General features: G+C 55.2%; 17 protein-coding genes. 8 read left to right on the top strand and 9 right to left on the bottom strand.

Annotation, left to right across the window (positions count from 1 at the left end):
- Positions 1 to 68: 68 nt before the first annotated feature.
- The 4 genes from Q0W94_RS09245 to Q0W94_RS09230 all read right to left on the bottom strand — a co-directional run bounded on the left by Q0W94_RS09245 (position 69) and on the right by Q0W94_RS09230 (position 4,421).
- Complete coding sequence (locus Q0W94_RS09245; RefSeq protein ID WP_297758169.1) at positions 69 to 881, bottom strand: carbon-nitrogen hydrolase family protein; 813 nt, start codon at positions 879 to 881, stop codon at positions 69 to 71.
- A 60-nt stretch (positions 882 to 941) separates the two neighbouring features.
- Entirely contained in the window at positions 942 to 1,127 is a 186-nt protein-coding gene (locus Q0W94_RS09240; RefSeq protein WP_297758166.1) for a hypothetical protein, read from the bottom strand.
- 442 nt (positions 1,128 to 1,569) lie between these two features.
- A complete protein-coding gene (gene queA, locus Q0W94_RS09235; protein ID WP_297758163.1) occupies positions 1,570 to 2,634 on the bottom strand; it encodes a tRNA preQ1(34) S-adenosylmethionine ribosyltransferase-isomerase QueA in 1,065 nt (354 codons plus the stop codon).
- Positions 2,634 to 4,421, bottom strand: coding sequence for a PP2C family serine/threonine-protein phosphatase (locus Q0W94_RS09230; RefSeq protein ID WP_297758161.1), 1,788 nt, complete (start codon positions 4,419 to 4,421; stop codon positions 2,634 to 2,636). The genes queA and Q0W94_RS09230 overlap by 1 nt, the downstream gene beginning before the upstream one ends.
- Positions 4,422 to 4,841: 420 nt before the next feature.
- On the opposite strand from Q0W94_RS09230, the gene Q0W94_RS09225 reads away from it, so the two are divergent.
- Entirely contained in the window at positions 4,842 to 7,169 is a 2,328-nt protein-coding gene (locus tag Q0W94_RS09225; RefSeq protein WP_297758157.1) for a diguanylate cyclase domain-containing protein, read from the top strand.
- On the opposite strand, the gene Q0W94_RS09220 is transcribed toward Q0W94_RS09225, so the two are convergent.
- Positions 7,155 to 8,417 carry a PAS domain-containing sensor histidine kinase gene (locus Q0W94_RS09220; protein WP_297758154.1) on the bottom strand — a complete coding sequence of 421 codons (1,263 nt, stop codon included), beginning with the start codon at positions 8,415 to 8,417 and terminating at the stop codon, positions 7,155 to 7,157. The genes Q0W94_RS09225 and Q0W94_RS09220 overlap by 15 nt on opposite strands.
- A 53-nt stretch (positions 8,418 to 8,470) precedes the next feature.
- Here Q0W94_RS09220 and Q0W94_RS09215 point away from each other — a divergent pair, with 53 nt between their 5' ends.
- Genes Q0W94_RS09215 through Q0W94_RS09200 form a run of 4 tightly spaced genes read left to right on the top strand, consistent with a single transcriptional unit; the run spans position 8,471 to position 13,648 of the window.
- The gene (locus Q0W94_RS09215; RefSeq protein WP_297758151.1) at positions 8,471 to 10,201 is read left to right on the top strand and encodes an ABC transporter ATP-binding protein; all 1,731 of its coding nucleotides are present in this window, start codon (positions 8,471 to 8,473) and stop codon (positions 10,199 to 10,201) included.
- On the top strand, positions 10,202 to 11,062 hold the full coding sequence (locus Q0W94_RS09210; protein ID WP_297758148.1) for a 3'(2'),5'-bisphosphate nucleotidase CysQ: 861 nt from the start codon (positions 10,202 to 10,204) through the stop codon (positions 11,060 to 11,062). It abuts the gene before it with no gap.
- Between the two features lie 28 nt (positions 11,063 to 11,090).
- Positions 11,091 to 12,470 carry a signal recognition particle-docking protein FtsY gene (gene ftsY, locus Q0W94_RS09205; protein ID WP_297758145.1) on the top strand — a complete coding sequence of 460 codons (1,380 nt, stop codon included), beginning with the start codon at positions 11,091 to 11,093 and terminating at the stop codon, positions 12,468 to 12,470.
- Positions 12,467 to 13,648 carry an LL-diaminopimelate aminotransferase gene (locus tag Q0W94_RS09200; RefSeq protein ID WP_297758143.1) on the top strand — a complete coding sequence of 394 codons (1,182 nt, stop codon included), beginning with the start codon at positions 12,467 to 12,469 and terminating at the stop codon, positions 13,646 to 13,648. The genes ftsY and Q0W94_RS09200 overlap by 4 nt, the downstream gene beginning before the upstream one ends.
- Before the next feature lie 4 nt (positions 13,649 to 13,652).
- Here Q0W94_RS09200 and Q0W94_RS09195 read toward each other — a convergent pair whose 3' ends face one another.
- The 4 genes from Q0W94_RS09195 to Q0W94_RS09180 are packed head-to-tail and all read right to left on the bottom strand — an operon-like array spanning position 13,653 to position 17,392.
- The gene (locus Q0W94_RS09195) at positions 13,653 to 13,814 is read right to left on the bottom strand and encodes a hypothetical protein (RefSeq protein ID WP_297758140.1); all 162 of its coding nucleotides are present in this window, start codon (positions 13,812 to 13,814) and stop codon (positions 13,653 to 13,655) included.
- Positions 13,815 to 13,825: 11 nt separating this feature from the next.
- Complete coding sequence (fabG, locus tag Q0W94_RS09190) at positions 13,826 to 14,530, bottom strand: 3-oxoacyl-ACP reductase FabG (RefSeq protein ID WP_297758139.1); 705 nt, start codon at positions 14,528 to 14,530, stop codon at positions 13,826 to 13,828.
- Complete coding sequence (locus Q0W94_RS09185) at positions 14,527 to 15,243, bottom strand: M15 family metallopeptidase (RefSeq protein ID WP_297758137.1); 717 nt, start codon at positions 15,241 to 15,243, stop codon at positions 14,527 to 14,529. The genes fabG and Q0W94_RS09185 overlap by 4 nt, the downstream gene beginning before the upstream one ends.
- 40 nt (positions 15,244 to 15,283) lie before the next feature.
- Complete coding sequence (locus Q0W94_RS09180; protein WP_297758135.1) at positions 15,284 to 17,392, bottom strand: transglycosylase SLT domain-containing protein; 2,109 nt, start codon at positions 17,390 to 17,392, stop codon at positions 15,284 to 15,286.
- Between the two features lie 150 nt (positions 17,393 to 17,542).
- On the opposite strand from Q0W94_RS09180, the gene Q0W94_RS09175 reads away from it, so the two are divergent.
- From Q0W94_RS09175 to Q0W94_RS09165, 3 genes are all read left to right on the top strand, one after another.
- Entirely contained in the window at positions 17,543 to 17,866 is a 324-nt protein-coding gene (locus Q0W94_RS09175; protein ID WP_297758132.1) for a hypothetical protein, read from the top strand.
- A complete protein-coding gene (locus Q0W94_RS09170; protein ID WP_297758129.1) occupies positions 17,863 to 18,222 on the top strand; it encodes a YtxH domain-containing protein in 360 nt (119 codons plus the stop codon). The genes Q0W94_RS09175 and Q0W94_RS09170 overlap by 4 nt, the downstream gene beginning before the upstream one ends.
- 187 nt (positions 18,223 to 18,409) lie before the next feature.
- On the top strand, positions 18,410 to 19,450 hold the full coding sequence (locus Q0W94_RS09165) for a rod shape-determining protein (protein ID WP_315863061.1): 1,041 nt from the start codon (positions 18,410 to 18,412) through the stop codon (positions 19,448 to 19,450).
- Positions 19,451 to 19,453 lie beyond the last annotated feature (3 nt).

The raw sequence follows: 19,453 nt of genomic DNA, 5'->3' as shown, positions 1-19,453 counted from the left end.
ACGATAGCCTAGGAAACTCCCCCCGTCTGTATGGGATGTTACGATTTATTTCACAATTTAGCCAAGCATCAGAAAAAGACGCGGTGTTGCAGGCAAGGCATCTGTTGACGCACTTGCTCAAGGCGGCTGGGTTCAATGGCCGCAATCGCGAGGCCGGGGCGATCGCCCGCATCGGCGAGGATGGTTCCCCAAGGATCCACAATCAGTGCATGGCCGTGGGTTTGCCGCCGTGCATAGTGAATCCCCGTCTGGGCCGGTGCAATCACATAACAGGTATTTTCGATTGCCCGAGCTTGCAGTAGAACTTGCCAGTGATCCTTACCCGTGAAGGCGGTAAAGGCAGCCGGCACAAACAACACCGTTGCCCCCGCTTGGGAGAGGGCACGGTAAAGTTCGGGAAAGCGGACATCGTAGCACACCGACAAGCCAATATTGCCCAGTTCCTTACTGGGATAGACGGAGGGCAACTGCCGTCCGGCGAGCACTGTGCCCGATTCGTGGTAAATATTGCCATCGGGCAAATCGACATCAAATAAATGCACTTTTTGGTAGCGGCTCAATTCTTCCCCCGTCGGCCCAATCAATACCGCTGTGTTATAAACCTTGCCTTCCGTTGCCGGCACCGGGTAGCCACCCCCCACCAGCGTAATCTGAAACCGCTGGGCCATTCGTTTCAAAAAGGCCTCAGTCCGCTCAGCGATCGTTGCCGCTTGGGCAACTTTCTCGCGATCGTCCCCCAGAAAGGAAAAATTTTCTGGCAACCCAATGAGGACTGCCCCTCGTCTCACCGCCAATTCAATGAGTTCTTCTGCCTGAGCCAAATTTGCCTCAAGATTGGGTTGGCTCGTCATTTGAACTGCGGCAGCGAGATAGGATTTCATGCCTGTTGCAAAAAAGACAGCAATCCCTCATTCTAGCGCTGCAATCTACCTAGGGCAAGTCTAGTGAGAACGCAGGTTCCGCAAGATCGGATTGCGTTGGGTAGGGAGCTGATGCTCATGGGCGCTGCGATAGGCCCAAAAGACATAGCCGGCAATAAAGAGGTTCAACAGCACAACTAGCAGTAGCTTGGTACTACTAATGGGATGTAAGCGCGGCGTTTTTTGGGGTAGAAACTGGACGGCCATGGCTACTCTCAGAACGCAGCAGTTCCAGAGTCCACCATTATTAGTTGTTGCTCACTCTCAATTTGTCTGCTGTGGCCAACAATGGCGAAGTTCCGGTTGCCTCTACTATAGAGGCTGCTTCAGGGGCAACGCTGCATCTGAAATGTCTTTTAATGGTTGATCATAAAACTACATTATTGTCAGACATGCCAAGGTACCCCTAAAAAGCCATCCGCTCCCCAGGAAGGCCTCGGGAGCGGTCTGGTGGTTATCGTGGGTATCAACTCCTAGGAGAAGCGGCCTCCTAGATGCTGATTTAAAATCAACAGATGGAGAACAACTCTTCCCTAGAGTTGAGCTACTCCGAAACGACGACCCAAGCGTTTACTACTATCTGCCATGGGCATCACCTCCATCTCCCTGAACGGTAATTTGCACAACAACTGGGTTTAGAATAGCACACTCAGACGGTATTGTGGCAAGCGCTGGGCAAAATTAGCATGGCATCGCCAAAGGAATAAAAGCGGTACTGGCGATCGATGGCCTGTTGGTACAACTGCAGCAACCGTTCACGGCCAATAAAGGCACTGACGAGCATCATCAAGCTAGAGCGGGGCAGATGAAAGTTGGTAATGAACCCCTCAACAATCTTGGGCTGATACCCCGGATAAATATAAAGATCGCTCTTGCCGCAAAAGGGCTGCAGGGTGCCTGACTGGGCAGCGGTTTCTAGGGAGCGAATAACGGTGGTGCCGACAGCAATGATTCGTCCGCCGGCGGCTTTGGTAGCCTGAATCCGTTCGACGGTGGCAGCCGGTACCTCAATCCATTCTTCGTGGAGATGGTGGTGACGAATATCCTTGGCCTCCACCGGACGAAAGGTACCAATGCCCACATGGAGCGTTAGAAAACAGTGATCAATGCCGCGATAGGCCAACTTGCTAAGGAGTTCGGGAGTAAAATGCAAGCCAGCGGTTGGTGCAGCCACGGCACCGGGACGGCGCGCATAGACGGTTTGGTACTGCTCGGTATCGGCAATGGGGCAGTTAATGTAGGGAGGTAGGGGCACTTCCCCCAGTTGGTCTAAGTAGGCCCACAGGCGATCGCCCGGCGGCAGGTCAAATTCAATCACCCGTCCCCGCGTAGCCTCATCAATGGACTGTACTATTGCCCGCAGTGAACCGATTTGAATCACTGCCCCAGGGCGCACTCTTCGACCGGGTTTTACCAAGGCCAACCACTGGCGATCGCTCAACTCTTCAAGGAGAAACACCTCGACGGTGCTGCCGGCGCCGCCCACTTTTTGACCCATCAGCCGCGCTGGAATCACCCGCGTATCGTTGAGTACCAGCAGATCCCCTGGCTCTAACAGTTGCGGTAGCTCATAGAAGTAGTGATCTGCGGCTGTGTCGCGGGTCACCACCATCAGGCGGGAGCGATCGCGGGGAAAAACCGGCTGTTGGGCAATCCGCTCCGCTGGCAAAAAATAGTCGTAGGCATCCAGGGAAAAATCCGCAGGGTTAGGCATCACTTGGGGCTGATCAACGGTGAGGATGGGGGATTTTCTACAGTATTAGACCGATTCATAGAAGTCATAACAGCCAGAAAGCTAAAGGCAGCAGTGGCAACACCCACAGCAATCAGCAGGAGCAGCCACCCCTGGGAACCAAGTTTATGGGTTTGCTGCCGTTGGGGTTGAGGGGATTCCACAACTGGGGAAACCGTCAGATTGAGTTCTGATGGCTCGGGTGGAGGGACGTAGCTCATTGTAATGTCTGTCACCTCTGGCAGCTCCCCTTGACAGACAATGTCGCTATAGTCCAAGTCAAGGACACCGGCTGTATTCTTTACCCGACAGTGAATCAGCACCACCGTTACATTGTCATGGCCATTGAGGCGATTGGCAAGATCAATCAGTTGTTCAGCAGCAACAGTAAGGGAAACCCGACCTTGGAGTACAGGCAGCAGGTACTGTCGCCAGTAGGTTTCCACGCGGTTAAAGTCGCTGAGACCATCGGAACACAGCAGCAGAATTCCCTCTTCATCCAGCAAAAAGCGCTCAACCGTGGGGTGGAGATGCTGGGAGGGTGCCATGCCCAAAGCTTGCACCAAGGAGCCACCATAGGGCAACTCCAGGGCTTGATGGTAGGTACTCATTCCCAAGCGCACATCGCGGCTGGCCACATCGTCATCGAGGGTGAGTTGGTAGCAGCCCCAGCGATTGATCCAGTAGGCGCGGCTGTCCCCAATGTGGGCAAGGTAAAGATGGGCGTGTTCAATCAGGGCACCGACAACCGTGGTTCCCATGCGCTGGCGCTCGTGGCGCTGCTCCGTATCATTGCGTTGATTGATCGCATCATTAGTGGCGTGAATGGCTGTTTGAATCGCTTGCTCCACTGTGGCGGGAGGGGTCTCTAGAAGATTAAGGGATTTGAGGGTTTCCGCCAGGATGTCAATGGCCAAGCCTGAGGCCACATCGCCGCCTTCATGGCCCCCCACACCATCGCACACCAAGGCCAAAACCCGTGACTGATCGGCAAGGTCAGTCTGGGGCAAGCACTTATCCTCATTGCGACTGCGACTAGGCCCCTGGTCGGAGCGGCTGGCAATATCGTAGTGGTACTCATAACCAAGGTCATCGAGAGCCTGTTGAAAGAGGACCTCTAGGGTTTGGCGCACAGATTCAGGGGCGGCTTCCCGAGGATCCTGCATTTGTTGACACAGGATTGTGAAGGCCTGCTGAAAGTTTTCCCCTTGATCGGTAAAGCTGAAGTGGGTTTGCCAGAATTGGCCAAGGTCAGCCAAGGTAGGATTATTGCCTGCTTGCAGTTGCAGAAGCCGCACCAGGGAACCCTCGGCTCGCAAAAGCTGGGGATTGAGGAGTGTGAGAGCCACATTTTCTGCCACCAGCGCTGGCCAAAGGGAGATGATTTGCCATAACCAGTTGAGGCGGCGCACTAAATTGGCTTTGTCCCAGATGGTGGTGAGGGGAGCGGCATGGGTCAGGCCGGGGACAACTTTGGCATCGGCAATGTCAATGCAACTGACGGGGGCATGCTCAAGGAGCAACAGTTCTCCTTCTGGGAGGGAAAGCGCGCCAAAGAGTTCTGGAACATGGGGACGCTTGGGAAATAGGCGCAGGTAGGGACGGTAGAATTGGGCAGTATTGTCCACATTGGGGGCTGGTTCCCCCGGCAATAAGTCTAAGAGCAAGTGTTTGCCTTGCACTAAATAGCGATCGCCCATCAGCTCACCGACGCGATAGTGATCCAAAGCGGAGCCAATGGCCCACAAATAGCGTTTTAGGAGTGGCACCTGACAGTGGCAACACTCAACTTGATGAATGGAATTGGCCGTGCCGCACTCCGGGCAAATAAGATTAGGGGCAGGTGGATTCATCGCTTCAATCCTGAGATGGCCGCCGCAGTCATAATCACCCGCAGCAGGTATGCATCAAGAAGTTACTGAACCAGTATTCACTCGTCCATAGCAGCGGCCAAGAGCATACGTTCAATTCCCTATCCTAGCCTTTGTGCGGCAACAGCGGAATTGTGGGTCAAGCCTATAGGTGGCTACCGCAGCCCCAAGATAGAATTGAATAAAGTCAATCTTTAGGCAAGCGCCTCAAAACCAGGGGTGCAAGTTTTTGTGAATTTTAATGTTATTTGCTACAGCGCTTATCAATAAACGCATAAATAAAGTCTTAAGGAATCGTGGAGTTGAGAGGGATAGACTATGGAGCAATTGAGTTCAGGCTTAAATTTGCAAGCCTTAGTGCAAACGCACTTTGTTGCAATTGCTCCAGGGGATTCCTTCAATAATATTCTCCAAGGCTTACAGGAAAATCAGGGTTCTGGCCTCGTTGTCGAGGAGCAGGGGCAGTTTCGGGGATTGATCACCCAACGGGAAGTGATCCGCGCCCTTGGCAAGGGCTACTCTCCCCAGGAGATAACTGCTGAGCGGATCATGCTGCCATCGGACTACTGTTTGAGCCTCAAGGATCTCGATGATCTCCTGGGGGTTCTAGGGCGTTTTCGTCACCTGGGGGTGGATGCCCTGGCAGTGGTCAATGAATCTCAACGGGTTGAAGGACTGCTGACCCGCCAAAGGCTGCGTGAGCGCTTGCGTCCTGCGGATCTGCTGCGGATCAAGCGGGTAGCAGAGGTGATGGTATGTGATGTGGCCACCATTGCGGCTGAGGCTTCGTTACAGGAGGCGGTTGTTCTGATGAGCGAACGGGGTGTCACCAGTTTGGTGATTCCTGAAGAAACCTCCCGTGGTGTGCTGCCGCGCGGCATTATTACGGAAAAGGATATTTTTCAGGCACTGCATCGCCAAGGAGGAGTGCTCACAGGAACCGTCGGCAGTATGATGTCCCAGCCCGTACTGACCGTAAAGCCCGATCAAAGTTTGTGGCAGGTGAATCATCTGCTCCAGGAGCATCAAGTGCGTCGCGTCGTGGTCGTGGATGATGATGGCCAGATGGTGGGAATTGTAACCCAGAGCAATCTTTTGGCAGCCATTGACATCACTGAGGCTCAAGGGGTGATTCAGGTGCTAACACAGGAACTCAGCAAGGCAACGGCGGAATTGCGCTGGCAGCTGTCGCGGCAACAGGCAATTACGGCGGCAATTACGGAGAGTGAACAGCGCTATAACACTCTCATTAGTCACTTACCTGTTGCCCTCTATCGGCGCGATCGCGATCGCCTGTGGCAATTCAACTATGTCAGCGACCAAATTTACCAGCTCACGGGTTACTTTCCCCAGGATTTACCCGACTGGCGGCAACTTGTGCCACCCCCGGATCTGATCCTGGCTGAACGGGAGATTGAGCAGGCCCTTCAGCAACAGCGGCCCTACAGTACCACCTACCGCATTCGACATCGGGATGGCCGTTTCCGCTACCTGAGCGATCGCGGCCAGTTTGACCCCTACAGTCAAATGCTCCATGGCGTCCTTGTGGATGTATCGGATCAAAAGCGTACAGAGGAGCGACTGAAAACTTCCCTAGAGCGGGAAATGATTGTCAGCACCATCATTCAGGACATTCGCCAGTCCATTCGCCTAGAGGAGATTTTGCAGCGGGCGGTAACCAGCATCCAACAACTGCTGTTGAGCGATCGCGTGCTGATTTACCGCTTTTTAGCCGATGGCAGTGGCATAGTTGCCGTGGAGGCGACCGCCCTACCCCAGTACTCAATTTTGGGTCAAGTAATCCACGATCCCTGTTTTACCAAAGAAACAGCGCAGCGGTTTTTGGAAGGGCGCACGCTGACGATTAGCGATGTCAACCAAGCGCAACTCCAGGATTGCTATCGTGAGTTACTGACTCGCTTGCAGGTGCAGGCCAATTTGGTGGTGCCCTTGCTGCAGGGCCAGAACCTGTGGGGACTCCTCATTGCTCACCATTGTCGCAGCCCTCGCCTCTGGCAGCGGGAGGAGCTGTTCCTACTGCAGCGGATTGCTGAACCCTTGACGGTCGCCCTACAACAGGCGGAGATGTACGAAGCCCTAGAGCAGGCCAATGCCAATCTCCAGCAAATGGTGTATATTGACAGTCTCACAGATATTGGCAATCGCCGCTGTTTTGATGAATTATTCCTAAAGGAATGGCGACGCTGCCAACGGGAGCAAAGACCCTTAAGTTTAATCATGGTGGATATTGATTGTTTTAAGGCCTACAACGACCACTACGGTCATTTGCAAGGGGATCAGATTCTCAAGCAGGTGGCACAAATTTTGGAAAGCCATTTACAGCGGGCGGGGGATTTGGCCACCCGCTTTGGTGGGGAAGAGTTTGCCCTGATCTTACCCAATACCGATCAAAGGGGAGCTATTCATATTGTTGAGAATATCCAAGCAGCACTGGCTGCCGCCAATATTACCCATGCAAAAAGTACAGTGGGGCCGAAATTAACGGCCAGTTTTGGGATTGCGACAACCGTCCCTAGCCCTGACCATCCCCCGGAAATGCTGTTGCATCTCGCGGATCAGTGTCTCTATGAAGCCAAAACCCGCGGGCGCGATCGCTGGGTGGCTAGGGAGTTATCCCTGAGTTAGGGGAAGGTAAATTCGTAGCCACGCTCCCCCATAGTCAGGATGATTGGCCGCTTGGATATAGCCCCCATGGCACTCAACAATTTGGCGGGCAATGGCTAACCCCAAACCGCTGCCACTGCCCACAGGAGGCAGCCGCCCTTCATGATCCATGGGGATGACAAAGCGATGCCGCCGTACCTGTGCCCGATAAAACCGCTCAAAGACATGGGGTAAGTCCTTGGGGGGAAAACCACTACCAGTATCAATGACTTCAAGACAGAGATACCCCCCCTCGCGATCGCGCCGCAACCGCGTCAGGACTTGACCGCCTACGGGGCCGTGTTTAATGGCATTGTCGTAAAGATTCACCAGTAGGCGCAACAGTTGCGATTCATTCCCACAGTAGGGAACCTTGTCTGGACCGGTGTACTCGTGCTGGATGTTTTTGTCCTGAGCTAAGGGAGCAAGGGATTGCCAAGCGGTGCGAATAACTTGAACCAGATCCAGAGGGTGCCGCTCCAAACTATCGGCAGGAGTATGGCTGAGGCGGTTGAGTTCAAGGAGTTCTTGCACCAGAAGGCTAAGGCGAATAATTTCTCCCAGGAGGCGATCGACCCAATGCCGCAGGGACTCCGGTACCCGTTGCTGCAGGGTTTCAGTTACCAGGCGCAGCGAAGTTAGGGGCGTTTTCAGTTCATGGGCCACATCTGCTGCCCAGCGATCGCGCTCATCCCGCAGCCGCACGACCTCTGCGCAGTCCTCAATGAATACACCCACATGTCCTTCCCCAAGGAAAAGTCCCCGTGCCCGCAGGGGTTTGCGCTTGGTTTGCCCCGTTGGGGTGACGTAAGCGTAAAGCCATTCCTGCTCGGTTATGGTTTGCTCTTGGCGCACCTCCTCAATGAGACAGTCCAGTTCATAGGAGCGCACCAGTTCTAGAAAAAGGCGGCCTTCAGGAGACCTTAAGCCAAATAGCGATCGCGCTGCCGCATTACAGCAGACCACACGGTTCGCCTCATCCACCTCTAAATAGGCAATGGGGGCATACTCAACGCGAATTTGCGATTGGGTTATTTGCTGCTGGCAACTTTCTAACTGCTTCCCCTGTTCCCGGAGTAAAGTTTTCAACCCTAGCCATGGTGAGGAATTGCCGTGGGGCACGCCATATTCTTGCAGTAGCGTTTCTAGCAATGTCCCAACCTGCCACCGCTGCCAAAAGCAAAAGGCCAGCCCCACCAACAAGCCAAGGCCGAAAAGGATAAACTCCATATCTGAGTGTCAAAATCGCCTCTATTCTAGGATTATTCCGAGTTGTTTGCCCTATGTCCCCACCTCTTTTGTGTGTCGAAGCCCTCACCGTTGACTTTCGTCAAGGCGATCAAACCCTACGGGCAGTGGATGGGATTTCCTTTCGCTTGGAGCGTGGCCAGACCCTTGGCATTGTCGGCGAGTCGGGTTCAGGGAAATCAGTGACCTGTTTGGCACTCTTGCAGTTGCTGTTGCCGCCGGGCCAGATCAGCCACGGCCAAGCCTGGTTTCAGCCAGAACCAGAGGGGACAGCCATTGATTTGCTGCGCTGCTCCCCCCGCCAAATGCAGCAGATTCGGGGTCGCCAAATCGGTATGGTCTTCCAAGAACCGATGAGTTCCCTCAATCCCGTGTATTCTATTGGCTTTCAAGTGGCAGAGGCCATTGATCCGCAGCAACGACTTTCCCAACGGCAATGTCAACAGCGGGCGATCGCCCTCCTTGAGCAGGTACATCTCCTCAAACCGGAAGACCCCCTTGAGGAGAAAAAGCGGTTTCTCGGTCGCTATCCCCATCAACTCTCCGGGGGGCAAATTCAGCGGGTGATGATTGCCATGGCTATGGCCGCTTCGCCAGCGCTCTTAATTGCTGATGAACCCACCACTGCCCTCGATGTTACTGTACAGGCGGCGATCCTACGGCTGTTGCGAGAATTACAGCAGCAGTACCCTCTCTCATTGATTTTTGTGACCCATGATTTGAATCTGATTGCGGAATTGGCGGATCAGGTCGTTGTCATGTTCCAAGGGCAAATTGTTGAATCGGGGACCGTTCAGCAGGTGTTTCGCCACCCCCAACATCCCTATACCAAGGGGCTACTGGCCTGTCGTCCCCGCTTGGATCAGCGTCTGGCGATTCTGCCAACTGTGGCGGATTTTCTAGGGGCCACTCCCCCGCGATTAGAAGTGATTTCCCCAGTGCAGCAGCAGGAACGTCTCGCCCATTTGGCCAGCCAACCCCCCTTGGTGCGGGTGGAGCACCTCTGGGTTAAGTATCCGGTTGCGGGGGGACAGCGCTCCCTAACCGCAGTCAGGGATGTCTCATTTACGATTCGCACAGGGGAGACCTTAGGCCTTGTGGGGGAATCGGGCTGTGGTAAGACCACCTTGGCACGCACCCTCTTGCGCCTCCTAGAACCCGCCCAGGGCAAGATTTTTTTTGGCGATCGCGACATTAGCCATTTATCGCCTCGCCAATTGCGTCCCCTGCGGCAACGCATGCAACTGATTTTCCAGGACCCCTACAGTTCCTTGAACCCCCGCATGACCATTGGCGAGTTGGTGGCCGAACCCCTGCGCATCCATCGCCCCCATCAGTCTAAGCGGCAACACCAGGAGCGGGTGGCCTATCTCCTTGAACGGGTGGGCATTGACCCCCAAGCTCAGAATCGCTATCCCCATGAATTTTCGGGGGGTCAGCGACAGCGAATTTGCATTGCCCGTGCCTTGGCCTTGAATCCCGAGTTTGTTGTCTGTGATGAGTCGGTGTCCGCTTTGGATGTGTCGGTTCAGGCGCAGGTGCTGAATCTACTCAAGGAACTGCAGCGGGAATTTCAACTGACCTACCTCTTTATTTCCCACGACCTCAGTGTTGTTAAATTTATGAGCGATCGCCTGATGGTTATGTACAATGGCGAAATTGTCGAAATGGGTGAGGCGGAGACTGTTTACCAGCAGCCCCAGCACGACTATACCCGCACATTAATTGCCGCGATTCCCCGTGGTCTTTCCCTTGAGGCAGCCTAGATGTCCCCCGCCCTTGATCTTGAAAATACCCTTGCCACCCTACGCCCCATTCTTTGGCGGGCCCTAGAGCAACTGCGCCAGTTTTACCGCCAGGTGCAGGATCTAACGGTGCAGGATAAAGGCGGTGATCCCGTCACCCTCGCGGATCAGCAAATTGATGCCTTTTTGCGCCATGCCCTCCAAGAGCATTTTCCGGCCTCGGCGTTTGGCTATCTCACAGAAGAAACCTACACAGCAGGTCAGTCCCTATCGCAGCCCTATGCCTGGATCATTGATCCTTTGGACGGCACCTATGACTTTCTGCAACAGACGGGAGAGTACGCAATTCACGTTGCCCTTGTCTATAAACACCGCCCCTGTTTAGCTGCTGTGGTCTGGCCTGAACAGGAGGTGATCTACACCGCCATTGCCGGTGGCGGCACCTATCGAGAGACGCGCCACCGGTCAACACGCCTGCAAGTTCAGCCCCCCACCCCTGACCAGCCCCTGCGGGTGGTGATGAGCCGTAGCCATGGGGGGGATCGCTTAGAGGCATTTCTAACCAGCTTGGGATCAGTGCAGCTAATGCCGATGGGCAGTATGGGCTGTAAAACGGCGAGTATTTGCCAAGGGGATGCGGATCTGTACGTCAGCCTCCCAGGGGGCAGTGCCCCCAAAGATTGGGACTTGGCGGCACCGGATTTGATCATGCAGGAGGCGGCGGGCGCCTTTACCTATGCCAATGGCGAGTTACCCCGCTACAATCGCGCCGATGTGCAGCACTGGCAACCTCTGGTGGTATGTCATCCTGCCTTGAGCCGTTGGGTGGGCGATCGCCTGCAAGCCTTTTTACAGGAAAATCAAGGCTATTCTGGAAAATAGGCAAGTTCAGTCGGATAAAGGACAGGGCATGGTTTTTAATTGGTTTCGACGCAAGTTTGGCGGCAGTGGCGAGGAGCCATCGCCCGCTGCCGAAAGCCCAACGGAAGCGCCACCCCCAGAATCCACCGAAGCGGCTGCTTCCCCCAGCATCCTCAACTGGGCCAAAACGGCACTCCAGTCCATTCAAGCGCGACAGCAAGCGCAGCGTTCTCCAACCGTTGAAACCACTGCAGAAACTCAGGGCACAGCAACTGCTGAACCAGCGGCCGCTGATGCCCCCCTTCCCGTCTCTATAGAGTCTGCCCAGGCCGCTGTTGCTGATGAACCTGCTGCTGTCCAGCCCATTGTTGCCGCTGAGCCTGGGGAACCAGACCCCTCCCCTATCCTGGATGAGGGCTTTTTGTGGTCGGCGGCGGTACTTGCCGCCCAAGGCCGGCGCCCAGAGGAGGTGGATATTGAGGAAATTACCTGGTTACAACGCCTGCGCCAAGGTCTGGGCAAAACTCGTCGTGGACTGGTGCATCAACTGCGGGCGATCGTCGGCCAAGGCCCCTTAAGTCGGGATGCCGTCGAAGCAATTGAGATGCTGCTGTTGCAGGCGGATGTGGGGGTCAAGGCCACAGATCAAATTATTGCGGCGCTGCAAACAAAAATTCGCCAAGAGACACTTCCTGCCGATCAGGCGATCGCCTCCCTCAAGGAGATTCTGCAGCAGATTTTGGATCGCCCGTTTCAAGAGGGCTACCAACGTGAATTTGCTCCCAAAAAAGGAACACTCAATATCTGGCTGATTACAGGTGTCAATGGCGTGGGGAAAACCACGACCATCGGCAAACTTGCCCACATTGCCACCCAGTCGGGCTATCGCTGTTTGATTGCGGCGGCAGATACCTTTCGGGCAGCCGCCACCGAACAGGTGAAAATTTGGGGACAGCGCTCCAATGTTGAGGTGATTGCCAACCCCGGCAAAAATACCGATCCCGCTGCTGTGGTCTTTGATGCTATTGGGGCTGCCCAAGCTCGAGGTACAGAATTGCTGCTGGTGGATACCGCTGGCCGTCTGCAAAATAAAGCCAACCTGATGGAGGAACTCAAGAAAATCCGCCGCATCATTGATAAAAAGGCGGGCGATGCTCAAATTGAATCGCTCCTCGTTCTCGATGCTACCCTCGGCCAAAATGGTTTGCGGCAAGCGCAGATCTTTGCAGAAGCAGCGCAACTGACTGGAGTCATCCTGACCAAGTTGGACGGGACGGCCAAGGGGGGGGTGGCCTTGGCGGTGGTACAGGAATTGGGGCTACCGATTCGCTTCATTGGTGCTGGCGAGGGCATTAAAGATCTGCGCCCCTTCTCCAGTTTTGAATTTGTCGAGGCCTTACTCTCCAGTGATGTGGAGGTGGCAGCATGAGGCTGGCCGATCGCCTGCGGTATTTCCAAGGCAATGTTTTTGATGCCATGGATTGGGCAAAGGCAGCGGTGGCGGCCACGGGGCGGCCGATTGTGGATCTCTCCCTTGGTTCTGCGGATTTGCCCGTCGCCGATCACATTCTTGCGGCCATTGAAGCGTCGGTGCGCGATGCCAGTACCTATGGCTATCAACTCTTTGCTAGTACGGCGGCCTTTCGACAGGCAGTAGCCACTTGGTTTGAACGCCGCTTTGGCCTCAGGGTAGATCCCGAGCGGGAGGTACTGACGCTCATTGGCTCTCAGGAGGGGACAGCGCACTTGCCCCTTGCGGTGATGAACCCCCAAGAGTACGCACTGGTGCTCGATCCGGGGTATCCCTCCCATGCGGGTGGGGTCTATCTTGCGGGTGGACAAGTGTATCCACTACCCCTGCGCTCAGAAGATCACTTTTTGCCAGATTTGACGGCGATTCCCCTGAGGGTACGGGAGCAGGCCAAACTTTTGATTCTCAGCTATCCCCACAATCCCACCACGGCAGTTGCGCCCTTGGACTTTTTCAAGACAGCGGTTAAGTTTTGCGATCGCTACGGGATTTTACTGGTGCATGATTTTCCCTACGTTGATCTGGTCTTTGACGGGGAGCGGGCACCCTCGATCTTTGAAGTGGATCGCGATCGCCAAGTGGGGATTGAATTCTATAGCCTCTCCAAGTCCTACAATATGGGCGGGTTTCGCATTGGCTTTGCCATTGGTCGTGCCGACATCATTGCTGCCCTGCGCCAAATCAAATCGGTGATTGACTTTAACCAATACGCCGGCATCTTGCGGGGGGCCATTGCTGCCCTCACGGGGGATCAAACCTGTGTCCAGCAGACGCGGGAGATTTTTCGGCAGCGGCGCGATGCCTTTGTCCAAGCCCTCGGCGACCATGGCTGGCCGGTGCCCCTCCCGCCAGCAACGATGTATGTGTGGGCGCAACTGCCGGCGCCTTGGCAACGGGATTCCCTGGGCTTTTGTCAAGCCCTTGTTCGGGCAACTGGGATTGCCGCGGCTCCCGGATCGGGTTTTGGTGAGGGGGGAGAGGGCTATGTGCGCTTTGCCCTCGTGCGCGATCGCCCCTGTTTAGAGGTGGCCGCTGCCCAAATTGCCGAATTTAGCCAGACAGTCCTGCAGGTGTAGGGCTCTAGTCTCCCATGACCCATGCCAAGAGCAGGATCAGACCGCCCCAAAGGACGACTGCAGGAATATGAATGGCGCGCAACAGTTCTAGGGGAGTTAAAATCAGCACCTTGGTAAAGAGATTGGTGATCGTACAAAGAAGAGCTAGCAAAATGATAAAGAGCATGGCAACTTGCCCTAGGCATTGCCATAGATGGGAATCACGGCGCCACTCACGGCCGCCGCTCCTTCGGAAATGAGGTAGGCAATCAGTTCAGCGATCGCCGCAGGGCTCACCCAATTTGCGGCTTGGGCTTCCCCCATCGCCGCTCGATTGGCGGGGGTATCAATAATGCTGGGCAGGATCACATTGGCAGTGATATTTTGGCCTTTGGTTTCAGCAGCGATTGCCCGCGTCAAGGCCACGACTGCAGCTTTGGCGGCACAATAGGCAGCCAGTTCAGCCGCCGGTTCAACTGCACCCCGTGAGCCAATGGTGACAATGCGTCCATACCGCTGTGCCTGCATGCGTTTCAGGGCGTGCTTACAGACCAGGAAGGTCGTCTCCACATTGAGGCGAAAACTCTGCTGCCAATCACTGAGGGCAAATTGTGCTGTTGCCCCCATACTAAAGCCACCCACGAGGTGAACCACGGCATCCAATTGCGGCATGCGCTCCACCAGAGCTGCCACTTCACTTTCATTGTTCAAGTCCGCCGCCACAAAGCGCACGTTGGCCAATTCCGCCGCCGCCAATTGCTTTTCGAGAGCAGCACGGGCAGCCCCATCAATGTAGGGAATCGTCAGGGTGTAGCCGTGGCTCAGCAGAACTGGCACTACCCCTTGGCCCAGCCCGCCGGTGCCGCCGGTCACCAAAACCGCCCGATGGGTAAATCCCCTCATGGATTATTCCTCAATGTCAGTTGTCGGGCTCTGTAGAAGGTTTGCAAACTGTGGCGATCGCCAACAAATCGCCAGTGCCAAGGCTCATAACTCACTCCCTGAGGATTATTACGGGGAAAGGACAGTTCAAAACTAAAACGAGCCGCATTCTTTCCCAACCAGCGAAAGGCAGGGGTGTCCTCAAAGGCTTCCTTAAGATGGGTCTGTGGCCGGGCGCCATCACCAATATCAATGGCATAGCCCGTATGGTGCTCGCTATAGCCCGGGGGCGCACTCACCAATGCCCGCTCACTGGCCCGTTGTGCCCGCTGCTCCTTCACCTCAAAGAAAAGATAGTCCTGATCCTGTTTGGAACGGAATCCAGAAAGCGGTATCAACACCACCCCCTCCTGCTGCGCGGCGGCCACCATTGCCCGAAACCGCTCTGCTGCGGCGCGCCGTAACTTGATTTGGCCATCGGCGCTCACCGGTTCCAGTTCGGCGAGGGGAGCCTCTTCATAGGGCAGATGTCCCAGCAGATTCTCGGTTGGCATTACCGTTGCCGCCGTTCCCGTGGGTGATTCCGCGGAACGATTCAGGAACCACGCTGCTCCTACCCCCATGAAAGCCATGAGGGCAATGGCGCTGGCGATTGCCCCTCCCCCTCGCCGAGGCTCCTCCTTATCCTTGGTAATGGGTTGTAGCCGCTCCGCAACAGGAATATCTTGATCCATGATTCAACCCTGTTCTTTTGTAGAGAATAGACGATTTTTCCTAGGGCTGGGCATAGAGTTGCCAGTAGTTCCAGTAGTTTTCCAAGACACTCTTGACATAGCCATAGGTCTCAGGAAAAGGAATCGATTCCACAAAGCGATCGCTATCGCCAATGTCGAATCGCTCTAGCCACTGATTGACATTGCCAGGACCGGCATTGTAACTGGCCAAGGCTAAGAGCGTGTTTTGATTGTACTGATTGTGGGTGTAGTCAAAGTACCACGTGCCCAAACGGATATTGTGCTCCGGATCCACGAGGGAATAGTCCTCTAGGTTCAACTGCTCGGCAATCCAAGCGGCCGTCTCTGGCATCAACTGCATTAACCCCGTTGCCCCCACCACTGAGCGGATGTCCTTTTCAAAGCGAGATTCTTGGCGAATCAGGGCCATCACCAACAGGGGATTTAAGTTGTGGGCCAGTGACCACTTTTTGACCAATTCCCAGTAGGGCAAGGGGTAAAGGGCATACCAGAAGCGAACATCACGGCGAAGGGGCGCCAAGAATGTGGCCACCTGCGGTTCCCTGGCGGCCCGCGTAAACAAGTTTTGCAGCATAAAGATGCCATCGAGGTATTCCCCCACACCAAGGCGAATCAGGCCATCAGTGAGTTGCTCTGCCGCTGTTGGTGTCACTCGGTTCTGGAATTCCCACTGCCAGCGCTGCCAAGCCTCCGGAAATTGCCGCAGCAGATACAGTTCTTGCAGGGTTGGGCTGCCCGTCGCTAAAGGGAGCAGGGTTTGGCGATCGCCCGCCACTGAGGGGCGCTGCTGTCGCAGGGTTGTAAAGGTGCCCACTGGTTTCTTAAGCAGACTGGCAGCTCGCCAAGCATAGTAGGTGTGGGGATAGCGCTCCGTAACCAGTTGCCAGCTTTGGCGTTGCCCTTGGGGTTGTCCTGCCTCCCCCTGCCATTTTCCTTGCCAAAAGGCGGCTTGGGGGGCCAGCTCACTCTCAGGGTTAAACTTGAGAATCTCCCTAACCCACTGTTGTGCCTGAGACCACTGCCGTTTTTGGGCAGCTCCTTGGGCCAGTTGCCAGCGCAGTTCTGCTGCAGCGCTGCTTTGGGGATAGATCTTAAAGAGCTGTTGCTGGCTTTGGTGTGCCCCTTTGGTATTCCCCAGTTCCCTATAAGCTTGGTACTGTGCCAGAAGGGCATCAGCCGCGATCGCTGGCGCTTGATTTTGGGTGGCTAACTGAAGACACTTGGCCAGCAAAGGGAGACGTTCCGCCGGCGTTTTGGCTAAGTGGGCAAGGCGCAGTTGGGCAAGGGGGGCTTCTGAACTGTTGGGAAAGCGTTGGATCAGGGCTTCATAGGCAGCGATCGCCCCAGCGGTATCCCCACTCAATTGCCGCCCTCGTCCCACACGATAGAGATTCAAAGGTGTGGGCGGTGCCTTGGCGTAGGCAGCTGCCGCAGCACCGTACTGCATTTTTTCCCAATAGCCAAAGGCGATCGCTTCCCAATCGGCTGGCGTCAGTTGGTCGCCATAGCGCTGGCGCAAAATTTCCAGGTAGGTGCCGTACGCCTGAAGAAAAAGACCGTGGCGTGCCACCAGCTTCAGGTAAGGGACTTGATCGGGATTTTTCGCTAACTGTTGCGCCACATAGTTGACGACAGCAGGATGCTGTGGAAAGCGGGCGATCGCCTCTTCTGGCCGGTTCAGATTCAACAGGGCTACCGCTGCCTCCGGTTCCGTGCCATACTCCCGCAGCAACTGTTGCCACGTTGCCTTTGCCCTGCGGTCATCTCCCTGTTGCTGATAGGCCTGAGCCCGAAGGAGCAGAATCGGTGCAGCCATAGGCCGGTAAGTCTGCTCCAGACCCTTAAGCCACTGGAGAGCCCCTTGGGGCTGATTTCGACGCAGACTGTCAGCCGCCAGCAGATAACGGGCGCGATCGCGCCTGAGGGGATCTCCAGAGCGCGCCCACGGCAACAACGCCGGCCCACTTTTGGGCGGGGCCTCTCCATTGAGACTATAGGGAGGCGCCGGCGATCGCCCGTAGTGCCACCAGCCCAGCCCAGCCCCGAGGAAGAGAGTCGCCAGCAACAGCGACAGCAGCCAAGGCCCTATCCGTTGGCAACGTTTTGCTTTGGAGAGGAATTTGACCATCGCGGTGCCCTCAGCCAGCAACCCTGCTGTCTTTAGTAAACTACGGTGTGGCCATCTGCAAAGCACCCGCGACTAAAGTTACAGGTTTCCTTTTTCCTTGCGCAGGTGCTATGAAAAGATCAACCCATCATTCCATCATTGTGAACGTCAATGCCCCCGACACCGCGCATGGTTTGGATTGTGATTGGCTGCAATTGCCTGATTGCCCTGGGCGCCCTATGGCTGGCATGGCAGCTGGTGAAGTTGCGGCAAATCCTACGGGGGGTGTCCCGTGCCCTACTCAATGCAGAACGCAGTACCCATAGGGTTTTAGGCGGTGCGCCTGAAGTGATTATCATTGGTCAGCGGGGTGTCGCCGACCTGCGATCGCAATTGCCAAAATGGAATCAGCAACGGCGCAATGTCCGTCTATTTTTAACCTTGATAAGCTGGATAGGGTGGTATGGTAGCCGCCTACGAAGGAGAAAGCGATGAGTCAGCAACAGGGTGGCGGTGGTGCCTTTTGGGGAGGTCTGCTCCTAGGGAGTGCGATCGGCACAGTCGTGGGACTATTGATTGCTCCCCGCTCTGGTAAAGAAACCCGACAACTGCTCCGCAAATCCGCTGATGCCCTACCCGAACTGCTCGAAGACATGACTGCCAGTTTTGAGCAATATCGCGATCGCCTCTCAGAGACCACCCAGGAGCGCTGGCAGGCGACCCTAGAACGGCTCAAGGAAGCGATCGCCGTCGGTATCGAAGTCACCCAGCAGCAGCAGCAAACCTTTCGGCGTGAAGCCAATGGCATGGCCTTGAGTGACCCTGATGAAGAAGATGCTGTCAATCAATAGCTTACTTTGGGGTCGTCAGCTAAGGAATATGAGCCAAGAAATTAAGAGTCATCCCCTTAGCCAACAATCGCGACAGAGGGAGAACCCACCGAGATTTTCCAAACAAAACATAATACAATCTTGCCATCACGTTTTTTGGTAACAGCACTGCTAAAACCAACAGGATTCAAAGAAGGGGTACACCATCGTGGGATTATTTAGTCGGCTATCACGAGATATTGGCATTGACTTGGGGACAGCCAACACACTGGTTTATGTATCCGGACGCGGTGTGGTTTTAGAGGAACCCTCCGTTGTCGCCATTGACCAAAACACCAAACAACCCCTTGCCGTTGGTGCTGAAGCGAAGCGAATGCTGGGTCGGACACCCGGGAATGTCGTGGCCGTACGTCCACTGCGGGATGGTGTGATTGCCGATTTTGAACGTGCCGAACTGATGCTGAAGCACTTTATGCGCCAAGTGCACGGCGGCAAGAATCTGTTTGCCCCCCGTGTGGTGATTGGTATTCCCAGTGGTGTTACCGGTGTCGAACGTCGTGCCATTGAGGATGCTGCTCGGGGTGCGGGGGCGCGGGAGGTGTATTTGATTGATGAACCCGTCGCCGCTGCCTTTGGGGCAGGTTTACCAGTGGAAGAACCAACGGGCAACATGATTGTCGACATTGGCGGTGGCACGACTGAAGTGGCGGTTCTCAGTTTACAGGGTACCGTTTTGAGTGAATCCGTCCGGGTGGCTGGGGATGAAATTTCTGACGCGATTGTCCAATATTTGAAAAAAGTACACAACTTGATTATTGGCGAACGCACGGCTGAGGAGATCAAGATTCGCATTGGCTCTGCCTATCCCAATGACAGCTATGACTCGGAATCCATGGAAGTGCGGGGCCTGCACCAGCTCTCTGGCCTACCACGCACAGTTGTAGTCAAAGCAGAGGAGATTCGCGAAAGCATGGCGGAGCCACTCTCAGCCATTGTTGAAGCCGTTAAGCGTACCCTTGAGCGCACACCCCCAGAACTGGCGGCAGACATTGTGGATCGCGGGATTATGTTGGCGGGCGGTGGTGCCCTGCTGCGGGGTCTCGATACCCTGATTAGCCATGAAACGGGCATTGTCGTCCATGTGGCAGCGGATCCCCTGCGGTGTGTGGTCATGGGAACTGGTCGCGTCCTGGAAAATTTCAAGGACTTGGCTCGGGTCTTTTCTACACAACCGGCAGTGATTGGTTAAGGA

This window comes from Thermosynechococcus sp., from assembly GCF_025999095.1.
Classification (GTDB): domain Bacteria; phylum Cyanobacteriota; class Cyanobacteriia; order Thermosynechococcales; family Thermosynechococcaceae; genus Thermosynechococcus.
The sequence above is the reverse complement of the archived record's forward strand: the minus strand, read 5'-3'. Positions and strand labels throughout refer to the sequence as shown.

Excerpts from the sequence above, each read along its gene's own strand:
- queA (WP_297758163.1), bottom strand. The coding sequence starts at position 2,634 with ATGCCTAACCCTGCGGATTTTTCCCTGGATGCCTACGACTATTTTTTG.
- Q0W94_RS09240 (WP_297758166.1), bottom strand. The coding sequence starts at position 1,127 with ATGGCCGTCCAGTTTCTACCCCAAAAAACGCCGCGCTTACATCCCATT.
- Q0W94_RS09200 (WP_297758143.1), top strand. The coding sequence starts at position 12,467 with ATGAGGCTGGCCGATCGCCTGCGGTATTTCCAAGGCAATGTTTTTGAT.
- Q0W94_RS09175 (WP_297758132.1), top strand. The coding sequence starts at position 17,543 with ATGCCCCCGACACCGCGCATGGTTTGGATTGTGATTGGCTGCAATTGC.
- Q0W94_RS09185 (WP_297758137.1), bottom strand. The coding sequence starts at position 15,243 with ATGGATCAAGATATTCCTGTTGCGGAGCGGCTACAACCCATTACCAAG.
- Q0W94_RS09210 (WP_297758148.1), top strand. The coding sequence starts at position 10,202 with ATGTCCCCCGCCCTTGATCTTGAAAATACCCTTGCCACCCTACGCCCC.
- Q0W94_RS09170 (WP_297758129.1), top strand. The coding sequence starts at position 17,863 with ATGAGTCAGCAACAGGGTGGCGGTGGTGCCTTTTGGGGAGGTCTGCTC.
- fabG (WP_297758139.1), bottom strand. The coding sequence starts at position 14,530 with ATGAGGGGATTTACCCATCGGGCGGTTTTGGTGACCGGCGGCACCGGC.
- Q0W94_RS09245 (WP_297758169.1), bottom strand. The coding sequence starts at position 881 with ATGAAATCCTATCTCGCTGCCGCAGTTCAAATGACGAGCCAACCCAAT.
- Q0W94_RS09225 (WP_297758157.1), top strand. The coding sequence starts at position 4,842 with ATGGAGCAATTGAGTTCAGGCTTAAATTTGCAAGCCTTAGTGCAAACG.
- Q0W94_RS09215 (WP_297758151.1), top strand. The coding sequence starts at position 8,471 with ATGTCCCCACCTCTTTTGTGTGTCGAAGCCCTCACCGTTGACTTTCGT.
- Q0W94_RS09220 (WP_297758154.1), bottom strand. The coding sequence starts at position 8,417 with ATGGAGTTTATCCTTTTCGGCCTTGGCTTGTTGGTGGGGCTGGCCTTT.
- ftsY (WP_297758145.1), top strand. The coding sequence starts at position 11,091 with ATGGTTTTTAATTGGTTTCGACGCAAGTTTGGCGGCAGTGGCGAGGAG.
- Q0W94_RS09180 (WP_297758135.1), bottom strand. The coding sequence starts at position 17,392 with ATGGTCAAATTCCTCTCCAAAGCAAAACGTTGCCAACGGATAGGGCCT.
- Q0W94_RS09195 (WP_297758140.1), bottom strand. The coding sequence starts at position 13,814 with ATGCTCTTTATCATTTTGCTAGCTCTTCTTTGTACGATCACCAATCTC.